The sequence below is a fragment of the uncultured Pontibacter sp. genome (assembly GCF_947502515.1).
Classification (GTDB): domain Bacteria; phylum Bacteroidota; class Bacteroidia; order Cytophagales; family Hymenobacteraceae; genus Pontibacter.
In genome coordinates this window covers 430,735-447,679 of record NZ_CANNAI010000002.1, presented here as the reverse complement: position 1 = coordinate 447,679, position 16,945 = coordinate 430,735, and the positions used below count along the sequence as shown (strand labels likewise).

The following is a 16,945-nucleotide window of genomic DNA, read 5'->3' as shown; positions in this document are numbered from 1 at the left end:
AGCCATGATCTGGGCAGGATTTCTATTTGGTTTATTAGGCAGTTTCCATTGTGTCGGGATGTGCGGCCCTATAGCAATGGCGCTACCATTTGTCGGGAGTTCCGGCTGGCGTTACTACGCTGGTCGGCTCCTGTACAATGGTGGTCGCATCGTTACATACGCATCGTTGGGAGCACTCGCAGGTGCCTTTGGTCAGTCACTTGAGATGGCAGGCCTGCAACAAACAGTTTCCATTGTATCGGGTGTTTTGATCCTGTTGCTGCTGGTGCTGCCGGCCGCTCTCAAAGGCAAGGCATCCAGTGTACTGGGCACAGACAAAGTGATGGGCTGGGTACGCAAAAAGCTTGGCTACTACTTTCAGAAAAACTCACTAGGCTCACTTTTCATAGTAGGCATGCTCAACGGGCTGCTTCCCTGTGGTTTCGTTTACATTGCCCTGGCAGGCGCGATCAGCGCTCCAGGTATAGGTGGTGCGATGCTGTACATGGCTCTTTTCGGGCTGGGTACTTTCCCACTTATGTATATCGTCTCGCTATCCGGTAAACTTATCAGCCTAAAGGTGCGAGGCATGTTTAACAGGGCCGTTCCTTATGTGGGCATGGCACTGGCTGTGCTGTTCATTGTACGTGGCCTTGGATTGGGTATACCTTACCTCAGTCCCAAAGTAGTGCAGACGGCTCAGCATACCACCGAAATGAGCTGCTGTTCCAAGCCAAAATAGCTGTAAGGCCAATACTGTTCAAAGTCACTTTTTCAGGTGATGCAGCTCACTGCAGCCTAAGCGATCTACCTATACCTTTACTATACTAAACATGACCACTATGACAACGCTATCGCAGACAAAACGCATCCTTGTACCGCTGGAACTAAACGAGACAGGGGAGGACCTGCTATACTACGCCGGCCAGCTGGCCCATGCACTGGGGGCGGAGCTATACCTGTTCCATGCCTGCAAAACGGCTGACCTGACCTATACGCAGCAAAGCAGCTGTATTCAAAAGCTTCGATCATTTGCCGAGCGTTTGTTCAGCCGTGAATTCAAAGCCGCTAAAGTCGCAGCGCCATTCGATTGCGTAGTACGGCCCGGACAAATAAGTGATAGCATAAAGGCTGTCGTGCAGGAATATAAGATCGACCTTGTACTGATGGATAACGGAACACGTTCAAACAATGGTCTTAACAGGGAAGCGACCGAACTGGCCGCAGTCGTCATGGATCTTGTATCATGTCCGGTTATGGTGCTCCCGGCCTCCATACGCTATCGAAAATTGAAAAACCTGGTGTTTGCAACGGACTTCACAGACCACGACCAAGGCGTACTCATACGGATAGCAGACCTGGCGCAGCAGCTGAAGGCTAAACTGACGCTTGTGCAGGTATACGGTGAAGAGGAGCGTTCCCAGCTATGCTCATACAAAGCGGCTATGCTGGAAATTGAAAAGCAGCTGAAAGGACGAAAAGTAGCTTTCAGGTTACTGGAAGAAGAAGACGTGCTGGAGGGCATTAGTGAGTTTTCAGAAGAGGCTTCGGCAGATTTGCTAATACTGGCCACGCAGGACAATTACTTGATGGAACGCCTCTTTAGCACAAACTACATGAAAACCATGGCATTCCATACCCGTATCCCGCTGCTGACTTACCGCCAGAACAAAAAGAAACCTTGCTCGGGTTGCTGTGTTAACTGTACAAGCAAGCAAAAGCAGGAGCAACTGCAGTCTGTACATCAGTAAGCATCAAAACAGCATGGCAGTAAGGGATTTCATCAGCAGGGGAATGATCGAAGGTGAGCCGGAGCACCTGGAGCGTGGACGCTGTATTTTCAGGCAAGGGGAGGAGGTTTCCGCTTTCTACCTGGTCACCCAGGGAAGCGTGGCTTTTGCTGACCAGGCGACAGGTATAGATGAGCAGGTGATTGCCCCTCCTGATTTTCTGCTTGGCATCACCGACTTACTGAACGACACCTACAGCTTTTCGGCCTATACGCTCGAACATACCGAACTGATCAGGATAAAAAAGGAAGCCGTGCAAAAAGCACTGCACGAGAATCCGATGATTCGACTGTACCTGCTCAAAATGATGAGCTGGGAAGCCAGCCTGACAAAGACAGCATTTGAATAAACCAACCCGCTTATGATCCGGAGCCGATAGCGTCAAGCTGTCGGCTCTTTTGTTTTTATAACTTATACCCAAAGCATACAGTAAAATATAGCAATGTAACCCCGCCACCGCACTATGAAGAGAATCATAAGCCGGCTGAAGCTTGTCATTCAGTTCATCTTTACCAGTATAGGATTTTACCCGACTATCATCTCGCTGCTTTTTTTCGGGATTGCAGTGCTGATGATCTATTTTGAAACCAGGGGAATTAGCAACTCCCTGAAAGATGAATTGCCTTTTTTCATCATCACGCACGGCGAAACAGCCACGATGATTCTGAGTTCGATCGCCACCGGGATCTTCTCTCTGATCGTTTTCAGTTTTACCATGGTGATGTTGGTCCTGAATCAGGCCAGTGCCAACTTTTCACCCCGTGTCATACCAGGGCTGATCTCTTCCAAGTCAAACCAAAAAGTGCTGGGTCTATACCTGGGAACGCTGATCTATACCTTGGTTGTCATGGTAAATATCCGCTCTGAAAGTTATGATGCTGACCTGCCCGGCCTGGCGGTATTCATGGCGATGTGCTTTACCATCCTTTGCCTGGCCTTCTTTGTATACTTCATCCATTCCATCTCAGCCGCCATTCAGATCGGCAATATTCTGGAGAGCATCTACGAACTGACCCTGGATAAATTGCGCGAAGAAATATCAAAAGATGAAGGAAAGGCACTTCCGGCAATATTTGAAACGGGAGACTGGCGAGAACTCAACAGCGACTTCAGCGGATACCTGCAAAAAGTCGATAAGAAAGCGATTATCAAGCTTTGTAGAAAGCATGATGTGGTGCTCGAATTCATGCAGCCCCTTGGCCACTTTGTGATCAAAGGTCTGCCATTCGCAAAAGTGGCTGGTACTCTGAAAGATAAAGAAGCTTTTTGCGAAGATCTTTACGGCAATATTAGTTATTACCAGGAAGAACTCGCCGATATGAACTATCTCTATGGTTTCAAACAGATTACCGAAAGTGCTGTCAAGGCTTTAAGCCCCAGTGTGAACGACCCAGGCACTGCTATAAAAGCGATTGATTACCTGACCGACCTCTTTATCATTCGGATGCAACTAACTGACGAGAAAATATTTCATGATAAAGATAATGTACTTCGACTGCGTTTGGATGAAGTGAATTACAGGGATTTATTGAGCCATTGTCTGGGCCCAATCCGGGTATATGGCAGAGAAGACCCTGTCATTGTGCTAAGACTGTTAAACTTGCTTAAAAACTTAAGTTACGCAGCAAAAAGTAATCCCAAGCGACTGGCTCCCATCACAACAGAAGCGCAACAACTCTTGTCAGATGCAGAAGAAACGACGAAGAATCCAGGTGATCGAATAAAAATAAATCAGCTGGTAAAAGCCCTCAATGACACCTCTGTACTACCTCAAACGCTCCCGATGCTAAGTGTTAAATTGGGGACTTAAGCGAAAAAAAGCTATTTTTACAGGAATTGCTAATTCCTGTTTATGATTTTCGATTCGATTAAGAGAGCCCTGGACAGTGTGCTTAACATCATCCACGAGACTGATGAGCCAGGCACTATTCGCGAAATTTACGATAAGATTCCTGTTCGCGGCAACAATACCTGGATGCTGATCTGCTCCGCCATGCTGGCTTCTATTGGCCTTGATACTGGCTCCGGAGCTGTTATTATCGGGGCCATGCTTATCTCCCCACTCATGTCCCCAATTCTGGGAGTGGGGCTATCAGTAGGCATCAATGACCGCGAAATGTTATGGGCCTCTGTTAAGAACCTTTCACTCGCAGCAGCAGCCGGCCTGATTGTGAGTACGTTTTACTTCATGATCACGCCACTTGGAGAGCCTACGAACGAACTGCTGGCCCGTACCAAACCCACTTTGCTTGATGTGATGGTCGCCTTTTTTGGTGGTGTGGCAGGTATTGTCTCTATCTCCAGATCAGATAAATCGAATGCTATACCTGGCGTGGCCATTGCAACTGCCCTGATGCCGCCGCTGTGTACGGCTGGCTATGGTCTTGCGCTCGGTCGCTTCGATTTCTTTTTCGGGGGCTTCTACCTGTTTTTCATCAACGCCGTCTTTATCAGCCTGGCGACTTTCCTGATCGTAAAATACCTGAAGTTTGATATCAAACACTACGTAGACAAGGCCACAGAGCGTCGTGTAGCCCGCATCATGGCCTTGATGCTGTTCATTGTAGTATCACCGAGCGCCTATTTCCTCTACAACATCTATCAAAACGTTCAGACCAAGAAGAAGATCGAGAACCTGATCGTGCGCGACTTTGCCAACCGAAATAATGAAATCATTAAGTGGGAAGTAACGGATACCGACACGCTGAGCACAATTAAAATTTATAGTGTTGGCAACCCTGTGCCTGATTCCCTGCTCCAGCATTATGATCAGGTGCTGGCTCAGAATTCGCTTTCAAAACACCGTGTAAAGCTGGTGCAGTTGGATGTATCAGCCGAGGATGTTCGCCGCATGGCATCCGACATCACCAACAACCTGACTAAGGATTTCCTGAAGACCATCGAAATTCAGAAGATGCAGAGTCAGCGGGCAGACAGCCTCATGCGACTTGCCAACTCTTACACGCCGGTAAGTGCCAGCAGAGAGCTTAAACTGATTTTCCCGGAGATCGATAAGGTGGAGGTAGGAGAGATCGTGTCTGTGGCAGAAAACAAAGCAAAGCTCGATACAGTTATGTTAGTCATGATCGGGTGGAAAAAGCCGCAGCCTGCCAACCAGACTAAGAACACCAATGTATTTGTAGACCCTGCCAAGATAACTGAGTATGAGCAGCGTATACAGCAATATATGGCTAGTCGGTTCCGGAAAGACTCCGTACGCGTTTCTTCCTCTTTGTAAATCAGGTCCATGGCAACATACAACAGTGACACGCTAAAGCATAAACTGTACAGCATCATTTTCGAAGCTGAAACGCCAGCCGGCAAAGCTTTTGATATCATGCTGCTCCTGTTGATTATAGCAAGTGTTGTGGTGGTGTCGCTGGAAAGTGTGGTGTCGCTAAGACGGGATTACTTGCCTCTTTTTCAGACGCTTGAATGGATTTTTACCATCCTGTTTACGATTGAATACATACTCCGCATCTATAGCTCGGAGCGACCTTTAAAGTATGTATTCTCTTTTTTCGGGATTATTGATTTCCTGGCTATTGTCCCTACTTATCTCAGCCTCTTTGTACTTGGTTCCCAATACCTGCTGGTCATACGCGTGTTCCGATTGCTCCGAATCGCGAGGGTGTTCCGCCTGACCAGCTTTGTCAATGAAGGCCAGGTCTTGTCTAAAGCTTTGCGGGCCAGTATGACCAAAATCACCGTATTTTTGGGAGTTGTACTCATGATGGTAATAGTCGTTGGTGCGCTGATGTATGTGATTGAAGGCAGAGAGAGCGGATACACCAGCATTCCGAAAAGCATCTATTGGGCCATTGTGACCCTCACTACCGTAGGCTTCGGAGATATTACCCCGGTGACACCGCTCGGGCAACTCCTGGCTAGCTGCCTGATGATCATGGGCTATGGCATCATTGCTGTTCCCACAGGGATCGTATCGGTAGAGCTCGCCAATGCAGAACGTATGAACACAACGACGCGTGTTTGCCCGAACTGCTTCAAAGAGGGGCATTCCCTGACGGCTAATTTTTGTGACAACTGCGGCTACGAACTTCACCGCGAAGAGGCAGTTGGAAGTAATATCTAGTCAATGATAATCCGGGGTATGTTCAGCGGGAGTCGGGTCAACAACTCATAGTTGAGCTGGGTGCTCAATTCAGCAAACGAAGCCACCGTAATGTGCTCACTGCCCTGCTTGCCAAGCAGCACCACCTCGTCTTTAAGAGCCACGTCCGGTATGCCGGTCACATCCACCATCAGTACGTTCATATTCACGATGCCCACTACCGGTGCCCTGTGCGACCTGATCAGCACCTGTCCCTGGTTGCTGAGACTACGGCTAAAGCCCCAGGAATACCCTACAGGTATAGCGGCAATCAGCATTTCAGTACTTGCCTGAAAGCTCGTACCATACCCGATGAACTCACCAGACGGAACTACTTTCAGGCTCATGACCCGGCTTTTCCAGTTAATCAGCCGCCTCAAAGGGTCGCTGCGGTCCGTGCTGATACCCATGTAACGCTGGTATATCTCTGGGCTGGGCCAGAAGCCATATTGCATAATGCCTACCCGCACCATGTCCAGGTGGGTTTCTGGATAGGCCATCACGGCAGCTGAACAGGCTGTGTGCAGCGTTTTAATAGTGAGTCCTTTCTGTTGCAACATGCGCACCGCCATGTGATAGCGTTGCAGCTGGGCTGTCACCCGATCATGGTTTTCGCTGCTTTCGGCGCCTGCATAATGTGTGGATACGCCAACTACCTCAAATGCATCAGGCTGCTTCAGAATAATGTCAGCAGCACGCTCCAGCTCATCCGTATTCAATCCGATGCGGTTCATACCTGTCTCCAGATCGAGATGGATCCTGGCTGGTTTCTGTAAAGCCTTGGCTGCCTTGCCAGCCTGTTCCAGCCTGTCCAGGGAAAACACATATAATTCAATATTGTGTGTGATAGCCCAGTTTAACTCCTCGTCATCGATATAGCCCATGATCAGGATGGTAGCCGTGTGGGGCAGCACCTGCTGGAGGCGATAGGCTTCATCGGCGCTAAAAACTGAAAAGTGGTCAACGCCACAGGTATAGGCCAGCTGCCCGAACTCCTCAATGCCATGCCCGTAGGCGTTGCCTTTAATGACAGAAGAGTAACGGACGCCAAGCCTGAGCTGAGCTTTAAGAAATGCTATGTTATGCGCCAGCGCTGAGCGACTTATCTCGATATAAGAACTATAGAACATGTAATGGCTAATCGTTTAGGAGGGATGCTGCGATGCGGTAAAAGAGGGAAGCACTAGCAGGTATAAGTTCATCAGGGAAATCATAATCAGCGTGGTGTAGCTGCGGTTGATCCGGACCGGATCCTAATCCAAAAAGAGCACCGGGATACCTGTTTGTAAAGTGTCCGAAGTCTTCGGACCAGCGTACAGGTTGTGCTGCCTGCGTGATCTCCATATTCAGGTAACGGGCAGCCTGCTCTATCAGTTCAACTGCCTCCGTGCTATTGCGGGTAGCCGGAAACTCCTCCACCCACTCCAGGTCATACCTTAATCCATACTTGATAGACACCAGCTTAACTGACTCTATCGCAAGGGATTTGAGTCTGTTCAGGTCTTCCTGTTCAAAGGCCCGAAGCGTGGCCATTACCGTGGCGAATCCCGGGTTAGTGCCGAATGCAACTTCACCCAACCGGGCATGCACCACAGTGAGCAAAGTCAGGTCCTGAAAGGAATGCGGATCACGCACCAGGGCATTAAAAGCCTGTATTAGTTCACTCATACCTTCTCCCGGGTTCAGACCGTTCTCAGGTTCCGCAGCATGCGACTCTTTTCCATGTAACTGTACCTTCAGTCCCACAGAAGCCGCAGCGAATATCTCTGGCCGCAGGATTACCTGTCCAATAGGCTTGCCTGGCATGTTGTGCAGCGCAAACACATAGTCAGGTGCTATTTCTTGAAAAGCAGGGGTATGCAGTACAGCCCAGGCACCTGCTCCGTTTTCCTCTGCCGGCTGAAACAGCAAGACCACCCTACCTTTGTCGAGTGGGTGCTGGTGCAATAGATTGGCAAGCCCTGCTAAAATAGCCATGTGTCCGTCGTGCCCGCATTTGTGACTAACGCCTTTCTGAATAGAGGTATAAGGCAGTTCGTTCTGCTCTACAATCGGCAGGGCGTCCAACTCAGCCCTGAAGAGTACAGTAGGACCAGCATCCGAATCCTTTCCATTAAAGATCACTGCAAAGCCATTGCCTCCTAAATCTGTAATTACTTCATTGGGTTGGTAGCGTTGCAGGAAATCTCGCAAGGTATGGCTTGTTTCAAATTCTAGTCCGGAAAGTTCAGGGTGCTGGTGCAGATGGTGCCGCAGCGCTTTGATCTCTTTCAGATCAGGTATGGAGTGCGTAGATAGGGTAGAGGGCATAAATTAAATATAGGTATAGCTGTCAGTAGGGCTTACGGAGGTTACAGCTAAAACTTTACAAAAAAGCCTGCCCTGGCAGCACAAAAGGCTGGCAAGGCAGGCTGTCAATAATACAATGCGTTTGGTTAAGAGCTTATTTCGGCACTGATAGCATCCACAACCTTCAGCATCACCTCCCGGATTCTGGAAACACCTTCCCGAACTTCAACCAGATTGGTCTCTTGTTTGGCATTTACCTCCACAAAGCGCACAACTTCTTTCAAAGACTCGATTTTCATGGTATCGATCGTGGACTTTACTTTGTGGGCTAGTGCACTCACCATCTTCCAGTCTTCCTGCTCCATTGCTTTGTGCATATCGTGTACCGTGACAGGTATGGTATCTGCAAAGAGCTGGCGGGCGCGGTTCATGAACGCCTCATTATTGTGAGACATTTTCTGGATGACCTCCATACTGTAGAGCGGTTCAGCCGGCGCTATCTCTTCCTGCTGTGGTGCTATAGCAGTAGCTTCTACCTGATCACTTTTTCTCTTTTCAGGAAGCAGGCTGGCAATCTTTGTATAAAGCACCTCTGCTTCGAATGGTTTCGACAGGTAATCATTCATACCTGCGCTCAGGTACTTTTCGGCGTCACCTTTCAAGGCATTGGCAGTTAGAGCGATGATAGGTATACCTGCCTTTTGCTCGTCGGCCATGGCTCTGATCTGTAGGGTGGCATCTATTCCGCTTAGCTCCGGCATCTGAATATCCATCAGGATGATGTCATAAGCTGATTGCTGTACCATTTCCACTGCTTCGAGGCCGTTGACAGCTACATCCAGTTGGAAACCCCATTCTTCCATGATCGCCTGTGCCAGGAAGACGTTTACTTCATTGTCCTCTGCCAGCAGCACTTTCACAGCTCCAAGGCTGCCAAAGTCAATATCAACTGTTTCGTCCTCCGGCAGCTGGTCCACTTCGCTTTTCGGATAGGTGATCATAAAGTGGAAGATACTGCCACCTTCCGGATTGTCTTCTACCCAGATATCACCACCCTGTCGCTCTACCAGGTTTTTGCAGATGCTAAGTCCCAGTCCGGTGCCGCCGTACTTGCGCGTGATGCTGGAATAGGCTTGCGTGAAGCCTTCGAAAATCAGGTCCTTTTTGTCAGCCGGCACGCCAATACCTGTATCTTCGACTGCAAACTCAATCGTGAGGGTAGAAGCCGTTTCTTCCAGTGTTTTGGCATGCAGGGTTACGCTTCCTTCCTCTGTAAACTTGATCGCATTGTTCAGGAGGTTGAGCAGGATCTGGTTCAGGCGGTATGGGTCGCCCTGCAACAGGGTATGAGGTAAATCCAATGTGCCAAGTTGAAGTGCAATGTCTTTTTCCTCGGCCTTGTACTTCAATGTCTGGTAAGCAGCCTGCACGGTCTCTTCGATCCTGAACGGAATGGACTCCAGCTCCAGTTTGCCGGCCTCTATTTTAGCCACATCCAGTATGTCGTTGATGACTACCAACAGGTTGTCAGCCGACTGATTAATGATTTTGAGGTAATTAAGCTGCGTTTCGTCCAGCTGCGTCTTGTGCAACAGTCCGCTCATGCCTAGTATGCCATTAAGCGGAGTTCGGATCTCATGGCTCATGTTGGCCAGGAAGTTCTCTTTCACACGCGCTGATTCCTCAGCTGCCTCCTTAGCATTCTTGAGTTCGCGCTCTGTCTGAATGCGGTCAGTCACGTCCTGGGCGATACCGATCACATAGGGCTCCTGCCCATCTTCACTCACCTTGTAGTTCTGGTAATTGAGGAAGCGCTCTTCTTTGTCTTTGCGCAGTATGCACAGGATGCCTTTCACAACTGTATTATCCTCAAATTGCTTCAGATACTGCGGGAAGTACTGGCGGTGCAGCAGCGGGAAGAATTGTTTCAGTTCTTTGCCGACTACCTCCTCCTCTTCATAGCCAAGCATTTCCACCAAGTAAGGATTGACAGACAGGATAACCCCCTGCATATCATGCGTACACATGTAGGCCTGGCTGTACTTGATCAGGTCACGGTATTTCTTCTCACTTTTCTTGAGCGCCTCTTCAGCCAGGCGACGCTCTGTAATATCACGCGACGAGGACTGTATCTTGATCACGTTCCCATCAGTATCCGTAATGGGTTTGATGCTCGTTTCTACCCAGATATAATAGCCATCACGGTGCATTTTACGATGCTGTACCGTGGTGTCGTGTTTCTCCTCCAGGGCGACCCGATGTCCCATAGTCTGCACCTTTTCTGCGTCGTCGGGGTGTATGATCTGGTAGGCTGATAAACCGACTAACTTAGCAGATTTGTAGCCTAACATTTCCTCTACGGCATTGGATACATACAGATAAGTGCCTGCCGCATCATGCAGGCAAACCAGATCTCGGGAATTTTCAGAGAGCAGTCTGTGAAGTTCCTCGCTTTCCTCCAGCTTTTTGTTGGCGTTATACTGCTCTGTTATGTTAGTGGAGATGCCGAGCACATGCACTTCTCCATTATTAGTTGTAAGCGGCTTCTTGATGGTATTAAACCACTCCACTCGACCATCAGGCAAGGTATAGCTGTCCTGCACACGCAACTCCTGACCTGTCTGTATCACAACTTGATCTACATGGTCATAGTGATGCAGCTCTTGCGGAACGTGGTGCAGGTCATGCGTATTTTGATTCAGTAGGTCTTCCGGATTCAGTCCAAACAGAGCCGCACACACCTGGTTTACGAGTTTGAAATTGCCTTCGCCGTCCTTTACATATATCAGGGTAGGACTGGTGTCGAGTACCAATCTGATAAAGTCGTTTTTCTCCTTTACTTCGATCGCAGCTTTGCGCTCCTCAGTCACATCCCGCACAATGGTAAGTACCTGCTCATCATTGTACTTCACAATGCGACCCTCATAGTAGCGCGACTTCAACTCGTAATTTATAGAGTGCATCTGCCCGGTTGCCAGCACATTCTGCAGCAGGTCAAAGCTCTTCTGACTCAGAGGAGCTGGCAGCATATCGAATAGTGTTTTGCCGATCACATCAGATGCCTGCATAACCTCGTACTGGGAGTGTTCGTTATGCATCTCCAGATATACCCCCTGTTTGTCTATGATAAACATCAGGTCAGGTATGGCATCCAGAATAGCCCTGATCTTTGCCTCGCTGGATTTGATTTCCTGCTGCGCATGATGCAGGTCAGTAATATTGAGGCCGTGGCCAATTATGATTTTTATATCGCCTTGCTCATCGAGCACAGGGTTAAGCTTACGAATATGGTAGCTGGCATTGCCTTGCTTATCGACAAGCTTTTCCTCGAAGGCCACCTGACGGCGCTCCTCCATCGTCTTGAGCAAGTGCTTTCCCCGGGTTTCTATGCGATGAAGCGGCACATTGCGGTAAGCGCAGTACTCTTCATTTGTTTTGTTAATGATCCATTCCCGCAGATGAGGGTCTGACACAGCGGCAGGGTTCACGAAAATGTAACGCAGCTGGTTATCATACACCGCTACATCCGAAGGAAGGTTATTCAGGATAGCTTCATAGAACTCTTTTTGATAGGCTAGTTCCTGGTTTTTCTGGCGCAGTTTGGTGATATCTTCGGCTGATCCAATGATCTGGCTAACTTTGCCATCGGCATTGCGCTTAAATACTGACTCCCGACAGAAGAGCGTTCTGCTCGTCCCGTCGCTGGCACGAACACTATACGTAATCTCACGCACTTCGCCATCCTGGGCGCTCAGCATGCCGGAAGTATGCCGAAGTAGGAGGGGCCTGTCAGCTTCCTGCACGACGGACATAAAGAAATGCCCATCCATCGCATCCAGCTCCTGTTGAGTATACCCCAGAATCGTTTTAATGCAGTTATTAAGGTAGATGCTTTTATTCTGATCCAGATCGTAGATATAGACAATGCTCGGCACCATGTGCATGACGTTTTGCACAAGCTCTGTTGTAGTATCAGACGGATGAGAACGGAGTGACTCTAACTCGCAGGCTAAGGTTTCAGCTCTTGCTTCAGCTTCCTGCCGGGCTTTTCTTTCTTTTTCGAGCTCCTGTTGCAATTCCTGCAGCTCATATGAAGTTTCCATCATGCAATCAATAAAACCCGTGTAAAAGGAGAGGCGGATTTATTCGCAAATTATCGCTTTTCAGTGGAGTAACAATTAATGTGAGGATATAATTTAACACAATATGGATTATTTTATAGCCTGTCTCATAAACACTCGACTGCCATGCTGTTTGCTATAGCTGTTCAGCTTAAATAATGCTTCCTCAAGCTTTGCAATAGGTCGATATTAAGCCCCGCCCCGGCACAGCCTATGTTACTAACGAAACAACATCGAATTAAGCATATTTTCTAACTTCTGCTCGAGCTGCTAAAAAGTTAGCTGCAGGATGCAGTGCCGTATTAACAACATGACGTTTAACCTGGAAGTGAAGGGCTACATCACTTACTCGATTGACCTAAATGCAGGAAGTATCCGCTACTGTTGGAGGTTAGGGTTAAGAAACCGATGACAGATAAAAAACTTGAGGAGATAAGTATACAAAACACGTCGTTTCATGATAGCAGCCGTACATTAAATAACGAGCCCATATGACTACATCAGGTATCCCTTTACCAATGGATATAAATAAAGAATTTGAACTGTTTCAGTTCGAAAAACTTAACCAAACACTTTTTCTCAATCACCCGGATGCCATCTTCCTGTTGGATCTGGAGGGGAAATTTATGATGGTGAATGAGGAGGTATGTCGCATCACGGGGTATGACCGGGAGGAGCTGATCGGACAAAGTTTTGAGCCACTAATTGAAGAAAGCAGGAAGGCCTTTACGCAAGAGCGTTTCCAGGATTCGAAGGAAGACAAGCCGCAGCGCTACGAAACTTCCATTGTAACGGAGAAAGGCATCAAATACCTGGACGTTACAAATTTTCCGCTCAAAAACGATACGCGAATTCTTGCCATTTTTGGCATCGCTAAAGACATTACAGAAAAGAAACAAAAGGAGATAGAGCTGGAGAAATACACAGCTCTCCTGAAAGTACACAACGACGAGCTGGAGATATTTCGGAAAATATTGGCCCATGATATGCGAAAGCCGGTCGCCAATGCTCTGGGTTTTGCACGGCTCCTGCAAGGCAACCTGCCAGAGAATAAGGAAAAGCAGATAAAGCGCTATTTACTGCACACTGTAGAGTCAGTTGACGTGATGTTGCGTGACCTTAATGAACTGATCGCACTACAGTCGACGGGTAAGGAGAGCAAGGAAGAAGTGGATGTCAACAAAACCATCAAGCGTATCGTTAATTTCTTTCAGGAAGAAATTCGCCAGGCCAATGCAAGTGTAGAACTGGAAATAGCGGAGAACCTTCAGATTCATACCATCAAGGCATATTTCAACAGCATCATTCGCAATCTGATCTCCAATGCCCTGAAGTATCGCAGCCTGGATCGCCCCACTATAGTAAGCGTGAAAGCTTTATTGCAAGACGAGCTGATTACCATAGAGGTAAAAGACAATGGCATAGGAATGGACCTCACTAGCATAGGCAAGGAACTGTTTCTGATGCACCGCCGCTTTGCTCCAAAAGTAGCAGAAGGAAACGGACTGGGACTCTACATCGTGAATCAACAGGTCAGGCTAATGGGCGGTCAGATCAGCGTAGAAAGTGAAGTAGACAAAGGAACTATCTTCACGATAACGTTACCTACGCACTAACCCAGATGTGCATTTTGGAAAGCAACACACTCAATAGATTGCCTTTGGACCGCTTTTTAACCTTACTTCACGATAAGTTCATTGCTCTGTATCATCCGATAGATCGTTGACTTCCCAATGTCCAGCTTGTCAGCTACCAGTAGCACATTGTAGTCATACCTGTCCAGGAAACGCTGAATGATGGCGGTTGTATATTCTTTGAGGCTACGTTCTTCAGCCAGAAAGTCCTTCTCGGTATGGCTGGCAGAGAAGTTAATGTCCTGCTCCTGTATGGCGTCTTCATCAGCTAATACGACAGCCAGTTCCACCAGCGCTTTTAGTTCGCGTACGTTACCCGGGAAAGCATAGGAGAGGAGCTTCTGCTGCGCTTCTGGCGACAAATGCTTACGTCCGAGACCATTCTCTTTGGCAAAGGCATCAATGAAGAATTTTGCCAGAACCAGTATATCGCTACCCCGCTCACGCAATGGCGGCAACTGAATTGGAAGACCTAGCAAACGGTAATACAAATCTTCTCTGAAACGTCCTTTCTTTACTTCTTCAGCCAGGTTTTTATGCGTTGCTACAATGATGCGGACATCAACCGGCACGACAGCATTACCTCCTACACGTGTGATTTCCTTTTCCTGGAGTACGCGCAACAGTTTGGCCTGCAAACTAATGTCGAGCTCCCCGATCTCGTCCAGAAAGATAGTGCCTTTGTTTGCTTCTTCAAACTTACCCAGGCGGCGTGACACGGCGCCGGTAAAGGCTCCCTTTTCGTGGCCAAACAGTTCACTTTCGATCAGTTCACGAGGTATAGCCGCTACGTTTACTGCCACATAGGGAGCTTTTTTACGGGTGCTGTTATAATGTATCGCTTTGGCAACAAGCTCCTTACCTGTACCCGTCTCACCATGCACCGACACGGTTATATTGGTTTTAGAGGCTTTATCCATCAGGTTAAACACTTTCTTGATGGCGTCACTGTTTCCAATGATCACTTTACCGAAGTCGTATTTCTGCCCGATCTCTTCTTTCAGGTAGTCAATCTCTTCGCGCAACGATACATTTTCACGGATTTTATTGATCGTGTTCCAGAGGCGTTCGGGCGTGTCTTCGTCTTTTACGATGTAGTCATAGGCGCCAAGCTTAAGCAGGTCCACAGCTGTGGCCACATCTTCCTGACCCGAAATTACCACAACCTGCACATCCGGGTTTTGTTCTTTTATGCGTCTTAGTACTTCCGATCCGTTTTTATCAGGCAGCGAGTAGTCCAACGTCACCACATTTGGGCGCAGGTGCATACTGGCAAGGCATTCATTTGCTGAGTGAAATTTATGGATTTCGTAGTCTGGATTGAGCGAAAGGTGGTATTCCAGCAGTTCGCTGTACCACACATCGTCATCCAGAATGAATATCTTAAAAGAACCGTTTGTCATCAGGTAGTAGGATAATTGCAAAATCTGAGTCAAATATAACTGAAAAGTTATATCCTGTTAACAGAATCCAACTCAATTTTGGTTTAACTGTACCGCTCAATTAACATTTCAAAATAATATTATAATCAGCCATGGTTCAGTACTTACACGAGAAGGCCTGGACCGCCCTGCCTGTTGCAGCTTAACTTGGAGTATTGTTCAATTAAAACAGGCAACCCGATAAAGGAAAGTACATTTAAGGAAGACGCCAGACAGCTGACACATGCATCCGTAATTCACTGGCTGACCAGTACAACAGGTATATGATGACACTGACGGAGTTGATGATCTCATTCGTTCTTCTGCACCTCTTTATATTTGTGGCCGGAAAGCTCAGCGTGCTGGTGCAGAACAGGCTTGCCAGAAGGGTAGATGTTCCGCTTCTTGTCAACTTTGTATCAAACATCGTGCGTCGGCTTCATTCTGGGTAGCCTGACTATCATGCAGCAACTGGTTGGGCTGGCAGGTATAGCAGGATGCCTTTAAGACGGAGCTGACTTATCAGTTTTTGTAGTGGGCTTTGCACTGTATGGCATTGTCGAAAATTTCCTGGCAGATACCATACTTGCTTTTAAACTACAATTTTGGAAATACGACACAGTTAAGGTACGTGACTTCCATGACAAGATCATGGTGCAAAACCAAGGCCATGGACTGTATGAAAAAGGCGTTACAGGAGCACGGCATTCTGCAGATTTCTAAGTAAATCCGGCTATCCCTTTGTGCTGATCACCTCACACTTGGCCCGCACAAACATAAACACGCCGTAACAGATCAGCCCCAGTGCCAATACACCCAGCAGGTAAGAGCCATACGAAGCTTCCTCCAGAAACTGAAAAGCTTGCGAACTACTGCCAGCCTCATGGAAATTAGCCTTGATTGCGGCCCGCAGTAACAAATACCCAATGATCAACCAGACAATTCCGCGGGCAATGTAGCCCACCAGACCGGCACGGACGAGAGAGGTGCGAACCTCCGGTTTCAGCTGTTCAGATTGCACTTTATTCATATACTTGCCGGAATAGGCCCTGTAAAACTGGTAAAGCCCCATGATCATCGTGCCGATAGCCACGGCTCCCAGTAACCACTGCCCAAAGGGTTGTGACAGCAACTCGCGGGCAAGCGTCTGCCGTGAATCTGTTCCATTGCTCCCGCCGCCGTTGCCCAACAACAACTGAGCTGCTGTAAAGGCAAGTGCCCCGTAAACTAATCCACTGAATGCGTAGCCGATGCGTTTGCCTATACCTTTTGCATCATTGCCCTTGTCTTCCGTGTCGCGGAAGGCCTGTATGAGTCGCCACAAGGTATAGCAGAGCATGCCCGCCGCTACAATAGCCAGCAGCACCTGCCCATAAGGCTGCTCCATGATAAACTGGAAGACACCGGTCTTTCCGGCGCCCTGTTCTGTCTGTCCGCCCAGTTCAAAGGCCGCCATAAAAGCCAGTGCTCCAACCAGGCAGTACACAACTCCTTTAGCAATCAGGCCAATGCGGGCAAACCGTACGACCCACTCCGGACGAGGGGAAGGTATATGGGAAGGTGAGATTGAGATGTCCATAAGGTATGTATAGTAACCTTC

Annotated in this window: 13 protein-coding genes; 8 read left to right on the top strand and 5 right to left on the bottom strand. The window is 48.2% G+C overall.

The window, feature by feature from the left end:
* Window positions 1–4: 4 nt before the first annotated feature.
* The 6 genes from Q1A54_RS06670 (at window position 5) to Q1A54_RS06645 (ending at window position 5,862) form a co-directional block, all read left to right on the top strand.
* Window positions 5–721 carry a sulfite exporter TauE/SafE family protein gene (locus tag Q1A54_RS06670; protein ID WP_299986082.1) on the top strand — a complete coding sequence of 239 codons (717 nt, stop codon included), beginning with the start codon at window positions 5–7 and terminating at the stop codon, window positions 719–721.
* A 100-nt stretch (window positions 722–821) separates the two neighbouring features.
* Complete coding sequence (locus tag Q1A54_RS06665; protein ID WP_299986080.1) at window positions 822–1,730, top strand: universal stress protein; 909 nt, start codon at window positions 822–824, stop codon at window positions 1,728–1,730.
* 13 nt (window positions 1,731–1,743) lie between these two features.
* Window positions 1,744–2,118 (top strand): cyclic nucleotide-binding domain-containing protein, encoded by a 375-nt coding sequence (locus Q1A54_RS06660; RefSeq protein ID WP_299986078.1) that lies wholly within the window; start codon window positions 1,744–1,746, stop codon window positions 2,116–2,118.
* Between the two features lie 114 nt (window positions 2,119–2,232).
* A complete protein-coding gene (locus Q1A54_RS06655; protein ID WP_299986076.1) occupies window positions 2,233–3,579 on the top strand; it encodes a DUF2254 domain-containing protein in 1,347 nt (448 codons plus the stop codon).
* 42 nt (window positions 3,580–3,621) lie between these two features.
* The gene (locus tag Q1A54_RS06650) at window positions 3,622–5,007 is read left to right on the top strand and encodes a TIGR00341 family protein (RefSeq protein WP_299986074.1); all 1,386 of its coding nucleotides are present in this window, start codon (window positions 3,622–3,624) and stop codon (window positions 5,005–5,007) included.
* A gap of 9 nt (window positions 5,008–5,016) precedes the next feature.
* Window positions 5,017–5,862 (top strand): ion transporter, encoded by an 846-nt coding sequence (locus tag Q1A54_RS06645; protein WP_299986072.1) that lies wholly within the window; start codon window positions 5,017–5,019, stop codon window positions 5,860–5,862.
* Here Q1A54_RS06645 and alr read toward each other — a convergent pair.
* The 3 genes from alr to Q1A54_RS06630 form a co-directional block, all read right to left on the bottom strand.
* Complete coding sequence (gene alr, locus Q1A54_RS06640; RefSeq protein ID WP_299986069.1) at window positions 5,859–7,010, bottom strand: alanine racemase; 1,152 nt, start codon at window positions 7,008–7,010, stop codon at window positions 5,859–5,861. The genes Q1A54_RS06645 and alr overlap by 4 nt on opposite strands.
* 7 nt (window positions 7,011–7,017) lie before the next feature.
* Window positions 7,018–8,190: an amidohydrolase gene (locus Q1A54_RS06635; RefSeq protein ID WP_299986067.1), complete on the bottom strand. Its 1,173-nt coding sequence runs from the start codon at window positions 8,188–8,190 to the stop codon at window positions 7,018–7,020.
* A 125-nt stretch (window positions 8,191–8,315) separates the two neighbouring features.
* Complete coding sequence (locus Q1A54_RS06630) at window positions 8,316–12,275, bottom strand: PAS domain-containing hybrid sensor histidine kinase/response regulator (protein WP_299986065.1); 3,960 nt, start codon at window positions 12,273–12,275, stop codon at window positions 8,316–8,318.
* A 533-nt stretch (window positions 12,276–12,808) separates the two neighbouring features.
* On the opposite strand from Q1A54_RS06630, the gene Q1A54_RS06625 reads away from it, so the two are divergent.
* Window positions 12,809–13,906 (top strand): PAS domain-containing sensor histidine kinase, encoded by a 1,098-nt coding sequence (locus Q1A54_RS06625; RefSeq protein WP_299986063.1) that lies wholly within the window; start codon window positions 12,809–12,811, stop codon window positions 13,904–13,906.
* A 62-nt stretch (window positions 13,907–13,968) separates the two neighbouring features.
* Here Q1A54_RS06625 and Q1A54_RS06620 read toward each other — a convergent pair whose 3' ends face one another.
* Window positions 13,969–15,327, bottom strand: coding sequence for a sigma-54 dependent transcriptional regulator (locus Q1A54_RS06620; protein WP_299986913.1), 1,359 nt, complete (start codon window positions 15,325–15,327; stop codon window positions 13,969–13,971).
* A 302-nt stretch (window positions 15,328–15,629) separates the two neighbouring features.
* Here Q1A54_RS06620 and Q1A54_RS06615 point away from each other — a divergent pair, with 302 nt between their 5' ends.
* Window positions 15,630–15,797, top strand: coding sequence for a hypothetical protein (locus Q1A54_RS06615; protein ID WP_299986061.1), 168 nt, complete (start codon window positions 15,630–15,632; stop codon window positions 15,795–15,797).
* 281 nt (window positions 15,798–16,078) lie between these two features.
* Here Q1A54_RS06615 and Q1A54_RS06610 read toward each other — a convergent pair whose 3' ends face one another.
* The gene (locus tag Q1A54_RS06610) at window positions 16,079–16,924 is read right to left on the bottom strand and encodes a DUF1206 domain-containing protein (RefSeq protein ID WP_299986059.1); all 846 of its coding nucleotides are present in this window, start codon (window positions 16,922–16,924) and stop codon (window positions 16,079–16,081) included.
* Between the last annotated feature and the right edge of the window lie 21 nt (window positions 16,925–16,945).